The organism is Hymenobacter sp. 15J16-1T3B (assembly GCF_020711235.1).
Lineage (GTDB): Bacteria > Bacteroidota > Bacteroidia > Cytophagales > Hymenobacteraceae > Solirubrum.
Window position 1 is genome coordinate 36,301 of record NZ_JAJFAV010000015.1, and the last position, 15,353, is coordinate 51,653.

A 15,353-nucleotide genomic window follows, 5' to 3' on the forward strand; every position below is an offset into this window, starting at 1 on the left:
ACTCCCATATTCGGCCCGGCATTGCCTAACGCCGTGCCCTCTCACGCCCCATGGAACCCACCATTCGTTCCCTTCGCCCCTTTATCGGGGCCAAAGACTACGCCCTGTCCCGCAGCTTCTACCGCGCCTTGGGCTTCACCGAAACGGTGCTGACGCCGGTCATGTCCGTTTTCGCGTGGCAGGGCGTAAGCTTCTACCTGCAGGACTATCACGTGCCCGACTGGGTCGATAACACCATGCTGTTTCTGGAAGTCGAAGACGTCGAGCAGTACTGGGCCACGCTAACCGCCCTGGACTTGCCCGGCCGCTTCGCCGGCGTCCGGGTCACAGCCGTGCGGCACGAGTCATGGGGCAAAGAGGGGTTTGTGCACGACCCGTCCGGCATTCTGTGGCATATTGGCGAATTCAACGGCCAATAGCCACTTTCCCGGCCGCCCCGCTGCCGGCAGCGGCTAACGACGCCCAGCGCAGGTTACGCGCTTATCCCGTTGCTTCTTCACCTAATCCGCTGGCATGAACGCCCAGGACCTCATCCGCCACCTGCAGCTGCTGCCCCACCCCGAGGGCGGCTACTACCGCGAAACGTACCGCGCGGCCGAGCAGCTCACCACCGCCGCGCAGCAGCCCCGCCACGTCAGCACGGCCATTTACTTTCTGCTGGAGGGCGCCGCCAAGTCGCATTTCCACCGCATCAAGTCCGACGAGCTGTGGTTTTTTCACCAGGGTCAGCCGCTGGAAATCGTGCTGATTCAAGGCGGGCAGGCGTCAATCATTCTGCTCGGCAACGACTTTGCGCAGGGCGCCGTGCCGCAGGCGGTGGTGCCGGCCGGCACTTGGTTTGCCGCCCGCGTGCGGGATGAAGCGGGCTTCGGCCTGGTCAGCTGCACCGTCGCGCCTGGCTTCGATTTCGCCGATTTCGAGCTGGCGGAGCGGGCCGGGCTAACCGCCGAGTTTCCGCAGCTGCGGGAGCTGATTGCGCAGTTTACCACGGCCTGACATGAGCGCCCTGCCCGCCGACTCGCCTGCTCCTGGCGCCGACCCCTGGGCCGGGCTGCGGGCCTTCACCGCGGCCCGCATTGCCCTGGGCCGCACCGGCAGCAGCGTGCCGCTGCGCGAGGCGCTGGCCTTTCGCCTGGCCCACGCCCACGCCCGCGACGCGGTGTATTCCGCCCTCGACGTGGAGGCTCTGCTCCCGGCCCTGCAGCCACTGGGGCTGCCCGTGCGCCGCGTCCGCAGCCAGGCCCAGGACCGCCCGCAGTACTTGCACCGCCCCGACCTGGGCCGCCGCCTCGCCGCGGAATGCCGCCGGGAGCTAACGGCCGCGGGCCACGCCCCTGCCCACGTGGTGCTCATTCTGGCGGACGGCCTTTCGGCCGAAGCGGTAAACCGCCACGCCGCCCCGGTGCTGGCCTTGCTGGTGCCGCGCCTGCAGCAAGCCGGCTTCCGGCTGGCTCCGCTGGTGGTGGCCGAGCAGGCCCGCGTGGCCCTCAGCGACGACATCGGGGCGGCCGTGGCCGCCCGGCTGGCGCTGGTGCTCATCGGCGAGCGGCCCGGCCTGAGCGCCCCCGACAGCCTGGGCGCCTACCTCACCTACGGGCCGCGCCCGGGCCTGACAGACGAGGCGCGCAACTGCGTGTCGAACATCCGCCCGGAAGGCCTGCCCTACGCTGCGGCGGCCGACAAGCTGCTCTGGCTGGTGCAGGAGGCGCTGCGGCGGCAGCTTTCGGGCGTGCCGCTCAAAGACGAAAAGGATCTGCTGGGCCAGTAGCGGCGCCACCGCCCCGCGGGGGCGGCGGCCGGGCGCGTTGGGGCCGCCTCAGTGCCCGGCCAGCTCCCGCCGAATACGGCTGAGCGACTCGGGGGTGACGCCCAAGTAGCTGGCAATCATGCGCTGGGGCAGGCGCCGGGCCAGCGTGGGGTAGGTCTGCAGAAAGTCCACGTAGCGCTGCTCGGCCGAGGCGCTGAGCGTCAGTACCAAGCGGCGCTGCAGGGTGCGCACGTTGTTTTGCAGCAGGCGGTGAAAGAACTCGGTGAAGGCGGGCGTGAGCTGGCTCAGCTTGCGGAAGAACGTGGCGTCGAAGAGCAGCACCTCGGCGTCTTCCACCGCGTCGATGCTGAACTGGGCGGGCTCGTGCCGGTTGAGGCTGTTCTGGTCCGAAATCCACCAGTTTTCGGGCGCGAACTGAATGATGTGCTCCTTGCCCTTGGCATCGACCACGAAGGAACGCAGGCAGCCGCGCGCCACAAAGGCGCCCACGCGCGCTACCTCGTCGGCGCGCACCAGCACCTCGTGCCGGGCGAGTTGCCGGGGCTCAAACAGGGCTTCGATGGCCGCTAGCTCGTCGGGCGTGGCCGCAGGCAGCTGGCGGCGGAAGTAGTCGTGCAATACGGCAAGCGGAGACGCGGGCGGCGGGTTCATGGCGGCAATATCGGGGCGCGGGCCATATGGCGGGTCGGGCGGGGCGGTATCGGCCAAGGTACCGCGCGGGCCCGAACCGGCGCCCGGCCCGGGGGGTTATACGGGCCTGAATCCATCCACCCCCGATATGGAAACCACCCCGCAACTCCGCCTCAGCGTGCTCGACCAGTCGCCGGTGCGGCCCGGCGCCACGCCCCGGCAGGCCGTGCTCGAAACCGTGCAACTGGCCCAGCTGGCCGACCGCCTCGGCTACCAGCGCTTCTGGGTGTCGGAGCACCACAACACGCCGTTTCTGGCCGGCACCACCCCGGAAGTGCTCATTGCCCATCTCGCGGGCCAAACGGCGCGCATCCGCCTGGGCTCGGGCGGGGTGATGCTGCCGCATTACTCGGCCCTGAAAGTGGCCGAAAACTTCCGCATGCTCGAAACGCTCTTCCCCGGCCGCATCGACCTGGGCATCGGCCGCGCCCCGGGCTCCGACCGGTTTACGGCCCACGTGCTCAACCCCGGCAACCAGTTCAGCGACGAGGAATTTGCCGAGCAGCTCATGGACCTGAAAGCCTTTCTGTTCGACGAGGAAGTGCCCGACACCATCCACGCCAAGGTGAAGGCCATGCCCCAGGCGCCCACCGCGCCCGAGCCCTGGCTGCTCAGCTCCAGCGGGCAAAGCGGCCTGTACGCGGCCCACTTGGGCATGGCGTTTTCCTTCGCCCAGTTTATCAACCCCAACGGCGGCCCCAAGCTGATGCAGCTGTACCGGGACCGGTTTAAGCCCTCCGCTTTTTTCCAGGCGCCCACCGCCAACGTGGCCGTGTTCGTGCTCTGCGCCGACACCGAGGAAAAGGCCAACCAGCTGCGCGCCGCCATGGAGTTGCAGATGCTGCGCATCGAGCAGAACCGCCGCGGCCCCTTCCCCAGCTACGAGGAAGCCCGCGACTACCCCTACTCGGCCGAGGAGCGCGGCCGGCTGGCCTACAACCGCGGCCGCATCCTGAGCGGCACTCCCGCGCAGCTGCGCACGCAGCTCACCGAGGTAGCCCGCAGCTACCAGGTCGAGGAAATTGTGGTCGTGACCATCACGGCCGACTTCCAGGACCGGCTCCGCTCCTATGAGCTGCTGGCCGAAGCCTTCGAGCTGGCACCAGTGGCCGTGGCGCAGCACTGATTACACCTGTCCGTCATCCGGAGCCTTAGCGAAGGACCTTGCTCGAACCGCACCCCGCCGCTGATACCAACGAGCAACCGCTAATCGTCACAACGACCAAAAAGCGCAGCCACGATGCCTATATAACGGGCATTGGTGGCTGCGCTTCATAGTTAGTGCGGCTCGTGAGGTAGGTCCTTCGCCCTGCTCAGAATAACCGAAGCCGGTTCAATGGCTGATTTTCGTCAGCTTATTTAGAATAAGTTCATTTTAAATTCAGGATTGTTTGGACATAATCTAAACAGTGCGTTGCTTTGCAGCACTTTTGAATCAGTCTAAATAACTGAATGACCCGCTCCCTGCCTTTCCTGCTGCTCGCCGTGGCTCCCCTGACCGCCTCGGCCTACGCCAATCTGAGCTATGCCCCCCGTTCCGGCGACGAGCCGACCACGACGCCGCAGCCCGCGCATGGCCAAGTAGTAGGGCGCGTGGTGCTGGCCGACGGCCAGGCCGCCGAGCAGGTATCAGTGATGGTGAAGGGCACGACCATTGGCACGAGCACGGAAGCGGACGGGTCGTTTCGCCTGCGCCTGCCGGCCGGCAAGCAGACGCTGGCCGTGGCCTACCTGGGCTACGTGACCCAGGAAATTGAGGTGGACGTGCCGGCCCGCGGCACCGTGAGCCTGCCCGCCGTGACGCTGGCCAAGAGCACCAGCCAGCTGGCCGAAGTACGCATCACCGAGACGCGCACCATCAACCAACGGCCCACTGGCGTGAGCAAGATGCCCATCCGCCCGCTGGATTTGCCCCAGGCCGTGGTGACGGTGAACCAGCAGACGCTGGAGCAGCAGCAGGTGCTGCGCCTGAGCGACGCGCTGGCCAACACGCCCGGCCTGTACGTGACCAGCACCACCGGCGGCTTTCAGGAAGAGCTGGGCAGCCGGGGATTCGCCTACGGCTCGAACAACACCTTCAAAAACGGGGTGCGCTTCAACAACGGCGTGATGCCCGAAACCTCCTCGCTGGAGAGCATGGAAGTGCTGAAGGGCAGCGCGGCCATTCTGTACGGCAACGTGGCCGCCGGCGGGGTGCTGAACCTGGTGACCAAGAAGCCCAAGTTTGAGCAAGGCGGTGCGGCCAGCCTGCGCGTGGGCTCGTTCGGGTTCTGGAAGCCCATCGTGGACGTGTACGGCGCCGTGGGCAAGAGCGACAAGGTGGCCTACCGCCTGAACACCACCTACGAGCAGGGCAACAGCTACCGCGACGTGGTCAACTCGGACCGCTTCTACGTGAATCCCTCGCTGCTCTTCAAGCTCACGCCCAAGACCGACCTGGTGCTGGAGGGCGACTACCTGCGCGACAACCGTACGCCCGACTACGGCATCGGCGCCATCGACTACGTGATTCAGCCCTCGCGCAGCCGCTACCTGAACGTGGCCGGCGCCCGCAACGCCACCCGCCAGACCAGCGCCACCGCCACGCTCACCAGCCGCCTCACCGACGTGTGGCAGCTGCGCGCCGTGGGCGGCTTCCAGCGCTACGACAACGCCCTGCGCTCAGCCGCCCGCCCCACGGGCATCATCGCCACGCCCGGCGCCACCTACGGCAACTGGAGCCGCGGCCTGCAGCGCAGCCAAACCCAGGAAAACTACTTCCTGGCCCAGCTGGACCTGACGGGCTCCTTCCACAGCGGCTTCCTGGGCCACACTCTGCTAGTGGGCGCCGACGCCGATATGTACCAAACCACGGCGCTGGCCTTCACCAACCCGGAAAACCCGACCAACACCAACGCAGCCGTAGCCACCTACGACGTCATCAACATCCTGGACCAGCGTAAGGAAATCAGCCAGCCGGCGCTGCACCTGAACGGCTTCCAGGACCTGGTGCGCAACTCCATCACGCAGAGCGGCACCCGCCGCGCAGGCTTCTACGCCCAGGACCTGCTGACCTTCACCGAGCAGCTGAAGGCGCTGGTGGGCCTGCGCTGGAGCTACCAGGAGACGCCCAGCGACGTGTACTACGACAACACGGTGCTCAACCGCACCAACAAGGTGGCCAGTAGCTACGTGCAAAACCGCCGCTACGACAACGCTTTCTCGCCGCGCCTGGGCCTGGTGTACCAGCCCATCAAGACGATGTCGTTGTTTGCCTCGTACTCGAACTCCTTCATGCCGCAGGCCAATACGGCCGTGAGCAACACCGGCTCCGCCCTACCTCCCTCGGTTATCGACCAGTACGAAGTGGGCATCAAGAACGACCTGTTCGGCGGCCTGCTCTCGGCCAACGTGACGGCCTACCGCATCGTCAACAGCAACCAGACGCAGACCATCCTGCCGACCTCGCCTAACTTCAACCCGGCCTACCCGGCGGCCCTGGAAATGGTGGGCGAGGTGACCAGCAAGGGCGTGGAAGTAGACGTGCAAAGCAAGCCTTACTTGGGCTGGTCGGTGCTGGCGGGCTACAGCTACAACAACACGGCCTACACCAACAGCAACATCTACAAGAACGGCAGCCGCCTGCGCTACAACCCCGCCACCACGGCCAACGCCAGCCTGTTCTACACCGTGGAGAACGGTGCCCTGCAGGGTTTGAGCGCCGGCGTGACGGCCTACTACGTGGGCGACCGGCTGGCCGGCCGCAACCCGCGCGAGCTGAACCCCGCCACCGGCAAGCCCTGGACCGACAACAACGGCAACCCGGTTACCGACGTCAACAAGTTCATTGCCCTGCCCAACTACTTCCTCTTCGACGCCTCGCTGGGCTACTCGTACCAGCGCTTCTCGCTGCGGGTGAAGCTGGCCAACCTGCTCAACGAGTTGAGCTACAACCTGCACGACGACAACAGCGTGAACCCCATTGCCCCGCGCACTTTCGCGGCCACGCTCGGCTACAAGCTCTAAGCCGTTCTGCCTTTCCTTGCCGCCAACCCATCGGGCCTTCGGGTCTGGTGGGTTCGGCATACCTAGCCACCGCTGCTCTGCCATGAAGATTCTCTTCCGCAACATTCACCTTTACCTCAGCCTCGTCGCCGGGCTGATCATTGCCGTCGTGTGCTTCACGGGCGCCGTGCTCGTGTTCGAAAAGGAGCTGGAGCAAGGCCTGCACCCCGAGCGTTACTACGTGACGCCGCCCGCCGGCGCCCAGCGCCTGAGCTTGGAGCAGTTGGTGGCGGCCGCGAAGGCGAAGGCGGGCCCCAAGGCCAAAGTGGCCGGGGTAAAGGTGTACGCCGACCCCACCCGCACCGTCGAGGTTAGCCTGGCCGGCGGGCCGGGTGGCCCCGGCAGCAAAGAAGGCGGCCGGGAGGGCAGCCTGCGCGGCGGCGAAGACGGCCCGCGCCGGGAGGGCCGCGCCGAGCAAAGAGGCGAGCGGGGCAGCCGGAGCGAAGGTCAAGGTGCGAAAGGTGGCCCGGGTGAAAAAGGCGGCAAAGGTGGGGGCGGCGAAGGTGGCCGCGGCCCGCAGTACTTCGTGAACCCCTACACCGGCGCCGTGGTGGGCCCGTACGTGTACCGCGACTCGTTTTTCTTCACCATGATGGCCCTGCACCGCGGCATGGTGGGCGGGCCGGCGGGCAAGCTCGTCGTGGGCGTGAGCACCTTGTTGTTTCTCTTCATCATTGCCACCGGCCTTGTGCTGTGGTGGCCCGCGTCGAACAAGATTCTCAAGCAGCGCCTGAGCGTGAAGTGGGACGCGAGCTTCAAGCGCCTCAACCACGATTTGCACATTGTGCTCGGGTTCTACTCGGCCCTGTTCCTGTTCGTGTTTGCCTTCACCGGCCTGGCGTGGTCGTTTGAGTGGTTCAACAACGGCATCTTCGCCGTCACCGGCTCCGACCCTAAAGGCCCGGAAGCTCCCAAGTCCGAACTGCTCGCCAGCGGCCGGCAGCTGAGCTTCGACCAGGCCTACCGCGTGGCCCAGCAGCAGGAGCCCGGGGCCCTCTCCTACGCCATTTCGCTGCCCAAAGACTCCGCCGAGGCCGTGCGCGTGCTGACCACCACGGCCGACGCCGCCTACGAAGGCGCCACCGACGAGCTATACCTCGACCAGTACAGCGGCCGCCCGCTGGGCCAGTTGGCCTTCAAAGACCGCAACCTGGGTCAGCGCGTGCGCCGCACCTTCAAGCCCGTCCACACCGGCGCCATCTTCGGCACCCCGTCCAAGGTCGTTGCCCTGGTGGTCTGCCTGCTAGGCGTCACGTTCCCGATTACGGGCGTGATTATGTGGCTCAACCGCCTGAAGAAGGAGAAAAAGAAACAGCGCAAGCTCAGCTACGCCACCCGCTAACCGCCACACGGCCGCCGGACACCAGTTCCGGCGGCCGTTTTGCTCAGTTCTTTGCTACGCGCCTCAGGGCCGCGCCGCCCCCAGGCTATAGCCCACGCCCACGGCCAACGTGGAGGCCGGCAGCAGCTCGTAATACTGGGTTTTCTCGCCACCCAGCCGGAAGTTGAGGCCGATATCGGCTAGGGCGGCCCAGCGCGGGGCCACTTGGTAGCGCAGCCCCGCCCCCAGCGAAAAGAACACATCCAGGCGGTTTTCCAGCTGTTCGTTGCGAAACGTGCCCGGATACGTGCCGCCCGTGTTGTAGTAGGTTTCCTGATTCACCAGGTCGGAATGCCGGAAGGTGAGGCCGCCGAGCAGCGCCACATGCGCCTTCCGTGGCAGCGGGCCTAGCGTCACGCGCAGCAGCACCGGCACCACCGTCGACTTGGTTTCTTTGTGCTGCACGTAGCGCGTGGCATTACCGCTCTCGTCGCGGTCGGTAGTGCGCTTCTGGTAGGCCACCGCGCCCTGCAGCGCCACGCGGGGGCTCATGGCCACCTGCGCGTGCAGGTTCGGGGCAAACCGCACCCCGTCCAGCGACTCATTGGCCCGGATGTAGTACCCCGACATGGCCGTCAGCCCAACTCCGACCAGCCAAGGCCGGGGCGCGGGAGCGGTTTGGGCTTGGACCTGGGCAGCGCCACTCAGCAGCGAGCCCGCCAACAACAATACACTCGATTTCATAGCAACCGGATAAATAAGCACCGCGGCAAGCTAGCCTATTTCCGGCGGCTTCCGGGCTAAAACACCGCGAGGCCCGGCAATTGCCGGGCCTCGCGGTAGTACGGGGCAGTACCAGGGGCCTAAAACGGCGGATCCTCGTTGGCAAAGTTGCTCTTCGGGAACGGCTGCGGCGAAGGCGGCGCGTCGTTCATGCGCGAGCCGAGGCGGATGGTGTTCGGTGCAAAGCCCGGGTCGGGCTCGTCGAAGGTGCTGGCCGGCAGCTGCCCGGTGTTGTAGCTGGCCTCGGGCGCGAAGCCCCCCTGCCCGTCCAAGTCCATGAACTTGGTGAAGCGGCCGATAAACTTCAGCGGCACGTTGTCGAGGCCGCCGTTCCGGTGCTTGGCAATGATAACCTCGCCCACACCCTGCGTGGGGTTACCCATTTCGTCCTCGGTGATGCCGTAGTACTCAGGGCGGTAGAGGAACATTACCATGTCGGCGTCCTGCTCGATGGAGCCGGATTCGCGCAGGTCACTGAGCTGCGGGCGCTTGTCGCCGCCGCGGGTTTCTACCGAACGCGAAAGCTGCGAGAGGGCAATAACCGGGATGTTCAGTTCCTTGGCAATGCCCTTGAGGGCGCGCGAAATCGAGGCAATTTCCTGTTCGCGGTTGCCGCCCGGCTTGCCGTCCCCGTTGCCGGTCATCAGCTGCAGGTAGTCGATGATGATCATCTGAATGTCGTGGTGCGACTTCAGACGGCGGCACTTGGTGCGCAGCTCGCGGATGCTCAGGCCCGGGGTATCGTCGATGAAAATGGGCGCGTTAGAGAGCGTGGCAATCTTGTGGTTGAGCTGCTGCCACTCGTAGTCCGCGAGGTTGCCCTTCTTGATTTTCTCGGAGTCCAGCTCGGCCTCGGCCGAAATCAGGCGGTTCACGAGCTGAATCGAGGACATTTCCAGCGAGAAGAAGGCCACGGCTTTCTTGTCCATCACCGCCGCGTTGCGCATGCACGACAGCACAAAGGCCGTCTTACCCATGGCCGGGCGGGCGGCAATGATGATGAGGTCCGACTTCTGCCAGCCCGAGGTCACGCGGTCCAGGGCCATCATACCCGACGTTACGCCGGTGAGGCCGCCGGTTTGCTTGCTCTTTTCTTCCAGTTCCTTGATGGCCTTGCCCATCAGGCTGCGCATGTCGTCGAAGTTCTTGCGAATGTTCGACTCCGACACCTCAAACAGGGCCTGCTCGGTCTGGTCCAAGAGGTTGAACACGTCCTGGGTATCCTCGTAGGCGTCGCGCTGCACCGTGGAGGCAATGGCAATCAGCTCGCGCTTGATGGCGTGCTCGGTGATGATGCGCGCGTGCGTCTCGATGTTGGCCGCCGACTGAATGCGGTAGGTCAGCTGGGCCACGTACTGCGGGCCGCCGGCCATTTCCAGGGTGCCCATGGTGCGCAGTTCCTGCGTCACCGTGAGAATGTCGATGGGCTCGGTTTTGTCGAACAGGCTCAGAATGGCCTGAAAAATCTGCTGGTGGGATTCTTTGTAAAAGCTCTTGGGCTTGAGAATGTCGATGACGCTGGTCAGCGCATCTTTTTCCAGCATGAGCGCGCCCAGCACGGCGGCCTCGAGGTCGAGGGCCTGCGGGGGCAGCTTGCCGGTGGGCGCGGAAGGCATCACCGGACGGTTCCAGGCTTTGTGGGCCCTGGCGGCCAGTTGTTTAACGCGGCTATTGCTGTCGTCCATCATCGTGCGGCTGCTCCTCTCGGTCCGAAAATACGGAAAGGGGTGTCAAAAATACGGCCGAGCCGGGTATTTATTGGCGTTGATTGCGGAAGGAGTTTTCGCTACTTTGCCCCTATTGCCCCGGCGCCAATGCCTTGGCCCGGGCGGGCTTATTACCTTTGCCGCCCGGCTGTTTACGGCCGGCCCGGCTTTTCGGCCGGGTCCACCCCACAGTAGCGCACCCCGACTGCCCGCATGGCTTACCCCCCGTACCGGCGCGTCCACCTGATTGCGGTGGGCGGCAGCATCATGCACAACCTGGCCCTGGCCCTGCACCAGCAAGGCGTGCACGTCACCGGCTCCGACGACGAAATCTTTGACCCGGCCCGCACCCGCCTGCACAAGGCCGGCCTGCTGCCCGCCGACATGGGCTGGGACGCGGCCCGCATCACCCCCGACCTCGACGCGGTCATCGTGGGCATGCACGCCCGCCCCGACAACCCCGAGCTGCACCGCGCCCAGGAGCTGGGCCTGCGCGTGTTTTCCTTCCCCGAGTTCATCTACGAGGCCAGCAAGGACAAGCAGCGCATCGTCATCGGCGGCTCGCACGGCAAAACCAGCATCACCTCGCTGATTTTGCACGTGCTGCGCTACCACGGCCGCGAGTTCGACTACGCCGTGGGCGCCCAGCTCGAGGGCTTCGACCTGATGGTGAAGCTCACCGACTCGGCCCCGATTATCGTCATCGAGGGCGACGAGTACCTCTCCTCGCCGGTGGACCGCCGCCCGAAGTTTCACCTCTACCAACACCACATCGGGGTAATTTCCGGCATCAGCTGGGACCACATCAACGTGTTTCCGACCGAGGAAATCTACCGCGAGCAGTTCGCCATTTTTGCCAAGATGACGCCCAAGGCCGGCGTGCTCATCTTCGACCAGGACGACGAGCAGGCGCAGCTGGTGAGCGTGCCCTCGAACCCCGACGTGAAGTACGTGGGCTACGGCCCGCACGAAAACGTGATTCGCAACGGGCAGACCTTCCTTATCACCAAGAAGGACGAGCTGGTGCCGATTCAGGTGTTCGGCGAGCATAACCTGCGCAACATCTCGGCCGCCCGCGAGGTGTGCAAGCAGCTGGGCATCAAGGGCAAGGACTTCTACGAAGCCATTGCCTCGTTCAAAGGCGCGGCCCGCCGCCTGGAGCTGGTGAAGCAGGGCAACACGTCGGTGGTCTACAAAGACTTCGCCCACGCCCCGAGCAAGCTGAAAGCCACTTCAACGGCCTTTAAGCGCCAGTTTCCGGAGCGCCGGCTGGTGGCTTGCCTGGAACTGCACACGTTCAGCTCGTTGAACCCGGCCTTTCTGCCCCAGTACGCCGGCACCTTCGACGCGCCCGACGTGGCCGTGGTGTATTTCAACCCGCAGGTGCTGGCCCACAAGCGCCTGGCCCCGCTGAGCGAGGCCCAGGTCGCCGAGGCCTTTCAGCGCCCCGATTTGCGCGTGTTTACCGACAGCCGGGCGCTGGCGGCTTTCCTGCGCGAGCAAGACTGGCACCAGGCCAACCTGCTGATGATGACCTCCGGTACCTTCGACGGGCTGGATCTGGTGCAGCTGGCGGGCGAAGTGACGGGCCAGCAATAATCGGCTGGGCTTGTTTTCGAAACGCCCCGTCCGGGCTGCCGCAGGTGCGGGCAGCCCGGACGGGGCGTTTTTGCCTTTGCCGACCATAGCCTGGGCGCTACTCCCGCACCAGCCGCAGCGTACGCAGTTGCCCGGCTTGGCGCAGCAGCAGCGCGTACACGCCCGGGGGCCAGTGGGCCGCTTCGGGCAGCTCCAGGCGCTGATTGCCGGCGGTGAGGTGCAGCTCCCGCTGGAGCACGGTGCGGCCCAGGGCGTCGGTCAGGCGCAGGGTGGCGGGGCCGGCCTGGGCGGCGCGGATGAGCAGGGTGCTAGCGGTGGCGGTGGGATTGGGGTAGGCCTGCACCAGCAGCTCCGCCCCCGCCGGCCCGGCCAGGGTGCGCACCTCCGAGAGCGTGGCGGTGCCGTCTTGGTCGACCTGGCGCAGGCGGTAGTACACCAGCGGGGCGGCGTAGCGGCTCAGGTTGGCGTCGCGCAATTGGTACTCGCTGCGTTGGGTGCTGGTGCCGCGGGCCCCGATGCGGCCGATTTCGCGAAACGTGCGGCCGTCCGGACTGCTTTCTACGGCGAAATAGGCGCTGTTGCGTTCCTGAGCCGTGGCCCAGCGCAGCAGCGCCGCTTCCCCTTCCCGCTCGGCCGTGAAACTGAGCAGCACCACCGGCAGCGGATTGGCGGCGTTGCTGACGGTAAAGCGTCCGAAGGCGGCCGTGCTAATGCTGATGCTGCGCGCCGACGCATCGACGTAGGGTCCGGCAGCCTGCCAAGCGGCGGCAGGTTGCTCCTGCCGCCATACCCGCGCCTGCCCAAAACCGCTGAGTCCGTTGTCGTCGTCGGGCAGCCAGCTGAGGGCCAGCGGCACCGGGGCGGTGGGGGCTTGCGCGGCTTCGATGGTCCATACCCGGTCGATGCCGCGGGCGCCGGCGCCGAGGTTGGTGCCGTAGCTCAGGTCGGCGGCTTGCAGCCCGGCCGTGCGGGTGATGCTGACCGTGCCCAGGTTCTGGCCGCTGCCGTCGAGGGTGGCGCCGAGGCCAAAGTCGGTGGGGCCGGTGACGGTGCTGCGGGTCACGCGCACGTTGCCTTGCACGTAGTGGCCGGGTCCTTCGCCCGAAAGCGTGGCCCCGGCCCCGAGTTGCACCGCCGCCGTGCGCCCCGTGCGCACCATGCCCTCGACGACCAGCTGCTGGCCGATGACCACATCCTGGGGCACGCGCAGCAGGCCAGGACCGCCAAGCACCCGCACCTGCGCGAGACTGGCCGCGCCGGGCAGCAGGCGGCCATTGCGGAGCAGCACCCAGCCGCTGGCAGTGAGCGTGCCGGCATTGGTGAGGCTGCCGCCCAGCTGCAAGGTACCCTCGATGGTGAGGGCGCCGCCCGCGCTGATTGCCAGGGAATCAGCCACCAGCAGGGTGGCACCGGGCTGCACGGTGAGGGTGGCGCCGTTCACGTACACATTTTGCGCTTGAGCGGTCCATAGTGGCAGCGCCAGCAGGGCCAGCCAAGCGCCGTGGCGGGTAAAAGGGAGGAGCTTCATCAGTTGTCGCTGTAGGATATTTCCAGCCAGGTCGAGCCATTCCAGAGCAGTCGCAGCGCGTCGGCGGGGCCAAGCAGGTGGTGCTGGCTGAGGTTCACGCTCGGGCTGCCGTCGCGGATTTCGAAGGTGCCGCTGGTGCCCACGTTCTGCAGCACCAGCTGCTGCCCGGCCAGCGCGCCCGCTCCGAGCAGGATGGTGCGGTCGAAGCCGGACGTGCTGTTCGACGTCACGCGCAGCACCGTCCGGTTGTCGACCAGCACGGTTTGGTCGTCGGCGGTGAGGCCCACGGCACCGGTGCCGGCGGGGCGCAGGGCCAGGGCGCCGTCCACGTCGAGGCGCACCAGCGGGGCCGCGCTGCCCAGGGCCACGTTGCCGTCGGCCGCCCAGCGCAGGGCGGTGGTGGCGGCGCCGCCCGCCCGCCCGCCCAGGGCCCCGCCGCCGTGCCCGTAGAGCACCGGCCCGTCGATGGCTTGGCCGGCCCAAAGGCGCCCGCTGCCGTAGCGGCCCAGCCCGTCGTCGGTGGCGGTGCCGGCGCGCAGGTAGAGGTCCTGCTCGGGCAGGCGCACGGCGCTGGTGGCCACGCCGTTGCCCAGGTTGTCGGCGTTGGGCAAGGTCACAGCAGTTCCGCCGCCCAGGCTCAGCTGCAGGCCGCTCAGGCTCAGCGTGGGCGCCGGCTGCGACACCAACGCGCCGTCGGCGTTGATGCTCAGGGCCCGCGGTGCCTGGGGGCGGAAGGTCTGCAGCACGTTGCTCCCGCTGCCGTTGATCTGCCCGCTGATGGTCACCAGCAGGTCGCCGCTGACGGCCACGCCGAAAGTGTTGCCGGTGTTGGCCGAGCCCCGCAGCACCGGGTTGCCGGGGCCGGTCAAGTCGTAGGCCAGCAGAGTGTTGCTGGCGTTGTTGGTGCCCACCACGTACGCCCAGCCATTGCTCACCGCCACGTCGAGGCCGGTGATGCCCAGCGTGGCGGCGCCCACCGCCACCGGCCGGAACGGGTCGGCTATATCAAACTGCTGCAGCTGCCCCCCCAGGCTCACCACGCTGGCCCGGTCCGCCGTCAGGGTCAGGGCGCTGGCGCCGGTGGCCGCCCCGATGACGCCCTTGCGCACCGGCCGGTCCAGTCTGCCGAAGCCGAACAGCTGCAGCGAATAACTCGTGGCGTTGCCGGTGCATATCACGCCGACGGTGCTGTCGCGCGCGGCCACTTCATCCAGGCCCGCGCCGGTGCTAATGGTGCTCAGCAGCGTGGGCTGGCTGCCGGGCGTGTGCAGCGCCACGTCGTAGGCCATCAGCTCGTTGGTGGTGATGTTGGTGACGTAGGCCGTGGGGCCGCTCAGGGCCACGGCCTGCACCTGCCCGCCGGTGTTTATCGTGGCCAGCGCCACCGGCAGGGCGGTGCTCACGTCGAACACGGCGAGGGAAGAACCGCCTACCAGGCAGGCCCGCGGCCCGCTCACGGCCAGGCCCGTCGGCAAAAACGCCAGGGGTACCGAGTGCAGCAGCGCGGGGCTGCCGGGGTTGCTCAAATCAAACACCTGCAACGACGGCACGCTGTAGTTGGCCACGTAGGCGCGCTGGCCGAGCAGGGCCAGGCACCGGGCGTTGGCGGCAATGGGGACCGAGCCGAGCGGCGTCAGGGCCGGCGCCGTGGGGCTGCTGCCGTACAGGCCCGTGCCGGGCGCCAGGGTGCCGTCGGACTGGCCGCGGAGCAGGCGCGTATCGGCGCTGCCGAGGCCGCGCACGCGCACCGTGCCGTTCACGTCCAGCGTCTGGGTGGGCGCGTCGGTGCCGATGCCGAGCTGCTGCTGGGCCGCCCCGAGCAGGGGCAGCAGCAGCAATGCCGCCGTGCTCAGCCAACGGGCGGCCCGGCGCGGCGGCCGGTGGGGGTTCAGGGAAGTGTCGCGCTTCATGGGT

Annotated in this window: 12 protein-coding genes; 7 read left to right on the forward strand and 5 right to left on the reverse strand. The window is 67.0% G+C overall.

Translation table 11 applies throughout. The annotated features are described in order from the left end of the window. Positions 1–50: 50 nt before the first annotated feature. From LJ737_RS21410 to eutC, 3 genes are all read left to right on the forward strand, one after another. Complete coding sequence (locus LJ737_RS21410; protein ID WP_227768803.1) at positions 51–419, forward strand: VOC family protein; 369 nt, start codon at positions 51–53, stop codon at positions 417–419. 94 nt (positions 420–513) lie between these two features. After that, positions 514–996: a cupin domain-containing protein gene (locus LJ737_RS21415; protein WP_227768804.1), complete on the forward strand. Its 483-nt coding sequence runs from the start codon at positions 514–516 to the stop codon at positions 994–996. A 1-nt stretch (position 997) separates the two neighbouring features. Further along, the gene (eutC, locus tag LJ737_RS21420) at positions 998–1,768 is read left to right on the forward strand and encodes an ethanolamine ammonia-lyase subunit EutC (protein ID WP_227768805.1); all 771 of its coding nucleotides are present in this window, start codon (positions 998–1,000) and stop codon (positions 1,766–1,768) included. Between the two features lie 48 nt (positions 1,769–1,816). On the opposite strand, the gene LJ737_RS21425 is transcribed toward eutC, so the two are convergent. After that, positions 1,817–2,386: a Crp/Fnr family transcriptional regulator gene (locus LJ737_RS21425; RefSeq protein ID WP_227768806.1), complete on the reverse strand. Its 570-nt coding sequence runs from the start codon at positions 2,384–2,386 to the stop codon at positions 1,817–1,819. 160 nt (positions 2,387–2,546) lie between these two features. Between LJ737_RS21425 and LJ737_RS21430 the strand changes: the two genes are divergently transcribed. The 3 genes from LJ737_RS21430 to LJ737_RS21440 all read left to right on the forward strand — a co-directional run bounded on the left by LJ737_RS21430 (position 2,547) and on the right by LJ737_RS21440 (position 7,844). Then, entirely contained in the window at positions 2,547–3,584 is a 1,038-nt protein-coding gene (locus tag LJ737_RS21430; protein WP_227768807.1) for an LLM class flavin-dependent oxidoreductase, read from the forward strand. 326 nt (positions 3,585–3,910) lie between these two features. Continuing rightward, entirely contained in the window at positions 3,911–6,463 is a 2,553-nt protein-coding gene (locus LJ737_RS21435) for a TonB-dependent receptor (RefSeq protein ID WP_227768808.1), read from the forward strand. Between the two features lie 82 nt (positions 6,464–6,545). Next, a complete protein-coding gene (locus LJ737_RS21440; RefSeq protein ID WP_227768809.1) occupies positions 6,546–7,844 on the forward strand; it encodes a PepSY-associated TM helix domain-containing protein in 1,299 nt (432 codons plus the stop codon). Positions 7,845–7,907: 63 nt separating this feature from the next. Here LJ737_RS21440 and LJ737_RS21445 read toward each other — a convergent pair whose 3' ends face one another. Together LJ737_RS21445 and dnaB are read right to left on the reverse strand one after the other, a co-directional pair. After that, positions 7,908–8,567, reverse strand: coding sequence for an outer membrane beta-barrel protein (locus tag LJ737_RS21445; RefSeq protein WP_227768810.1), 660 nt, complete (start codon positions 8,565–8,567; stop codon positions 7,908–7,910). A gap of 119 nt (positions 8,568–8,686) precedes the next feature. Then, complete coding sequence (gene dnaB / locus LJ737_RS21450) at positions 8,687–10,222, reverse strand: replicative DNA helicase (protein WP_227768811.1); 1,536 nt, start codon at positions 10,220–10,222, stop codon at positions 8,687–8,689. 303 nt (positions 10,223–10,525) lie between these two features. Here dnaB and LJ737_RS21455 point away from each other — a divergent pair, with 303 nt between their 5' ends. After that, positions 10,526–11,911: a UDP-N-acetylmuramate--L-alanine ligase gene (locus LJ737_RS21455; protein ID WP_227768812.1), complete on the forward strand. Its 1,386-nt coding sequence runs from the start codon at positions 10,526–10,528 to the stop codon at positions 11,909–11,911. A 97-nt stretch (positions 11,912–12,008) separates the two neighbouring features. Here LJ737_RS21455 and LJ737_RS21460 read toward each other — a convergent pair whose 3' ends face one another. After that, positions 12,009–13,439 carry a T9SS type A sorting domain-containing protein gene (locus tag LJ737_RS21460; RefSeq protein WP_227768813.1) on the reverse strand — a complete coding sequence of 477 codons (1,431 nt, stop codon included), beginning with the start codon at positions 13,437–13,439 and terminating at the stop codon, positions 12,009–12,011. Beyond that, on the reverse strand, positions 13,439–15,349 hold the full coding sequence (locus LJ737_RS21465) for an LVIVD repeat-containing protein (protein ID WP_227768814.1): 1,911 nt from the start codon (positions 15,347–15,349) through the stop codon (positions 13,439–13,441). The genes LJ737_RS21460 and LJ737_RS21465 overlap by 1 nt, the downstream gene beginning before the upstream one ends. Positions 15,350–15,353 lie beyond the last annotated feature (4 nt).

Excerpts from the sequence above, each read along its gene's own strand:
- LJ737_RS21410 (WP_227768803.1), top strand. The coding sequence starts at position 51 with ATGGAACCCACCATTCGTTCCCTTCGCCCCTTTATCGGGGCCAAAGAC.
- LJ737_RS21415 (WP_227768804.1), top strand. The coding sequence starts at position 514 with ATGAACGCCCAGGACCTCATCCGCCACCTGCAGCTGCTGCCCCACCCC.
- eutC (WP_227768805.1), top strand. The coding sequence starts at position 998 with ATGAGCGCCCTGCCCGCCGACTCGCCTGCTCCTGGCGCCGACCCCTGG.
- LJ737_RS21430 (WP_227768807.1), top strand. The coding sequence starts at position 2,547 with ATGGAAACCACCCCGCAACTCCGCCTCAGCGTGCTCGACCAGTCGCCG.
- LJ737_RS21435 (WP_227768808.1), top strand. The coding sequence starts at position 3,911 with ATGACCCGCTCCCTGCCTTTCCTGCTGCTCGCCGTGGCTCCCCTGACC.
- LJ737_RS21440 (WP_227768809.1), top strand. The coding sequence starts at position 6,546 with ATGAAGATTCTCTTCCGCAACATTCACCTTTACCTCAGCCTCGTCGCC.
- LJ737_RS21445 (WP_227768810.1), bottom strand. The coding sequence starts at position 8,567 with ATGAAATCGAGTGTATTGTTGTTGGCGGGCTCGCTGCTGAGTGGCGCT.
- dnaB (WP_227768811.1), bottom strand. The coding sequence starts at position 10,222 with ATGCCTTCCGCGCCCACCGGCAAGCTGCCCCCGCAGGCCCTCGACCTC.
- LJ737_RS21455 (WP_227768812.1), top strand. The coding sequence starts at position 10,526 with ATGGCTTACCCCCCGTACCGGCGCGTCCACCTGATTGCGGTGGGCGGC.
- LJ737_RS21460 (WP_227768813.1), bottom strand. The coding sequence starts at position 13,439 with ATGAAGCTCCTCCCTTTTACCCGCCACGGCGCTTGGCTGGCCCTGCTG.
- LJ737_RS21465 (WP_227768814.1), bottom strand. The coding sequence starts at position 15,349 with ATGAAGCGCGACACTTCCCTGAACCCCCACCGGCCGCCGCGCCGGGCC.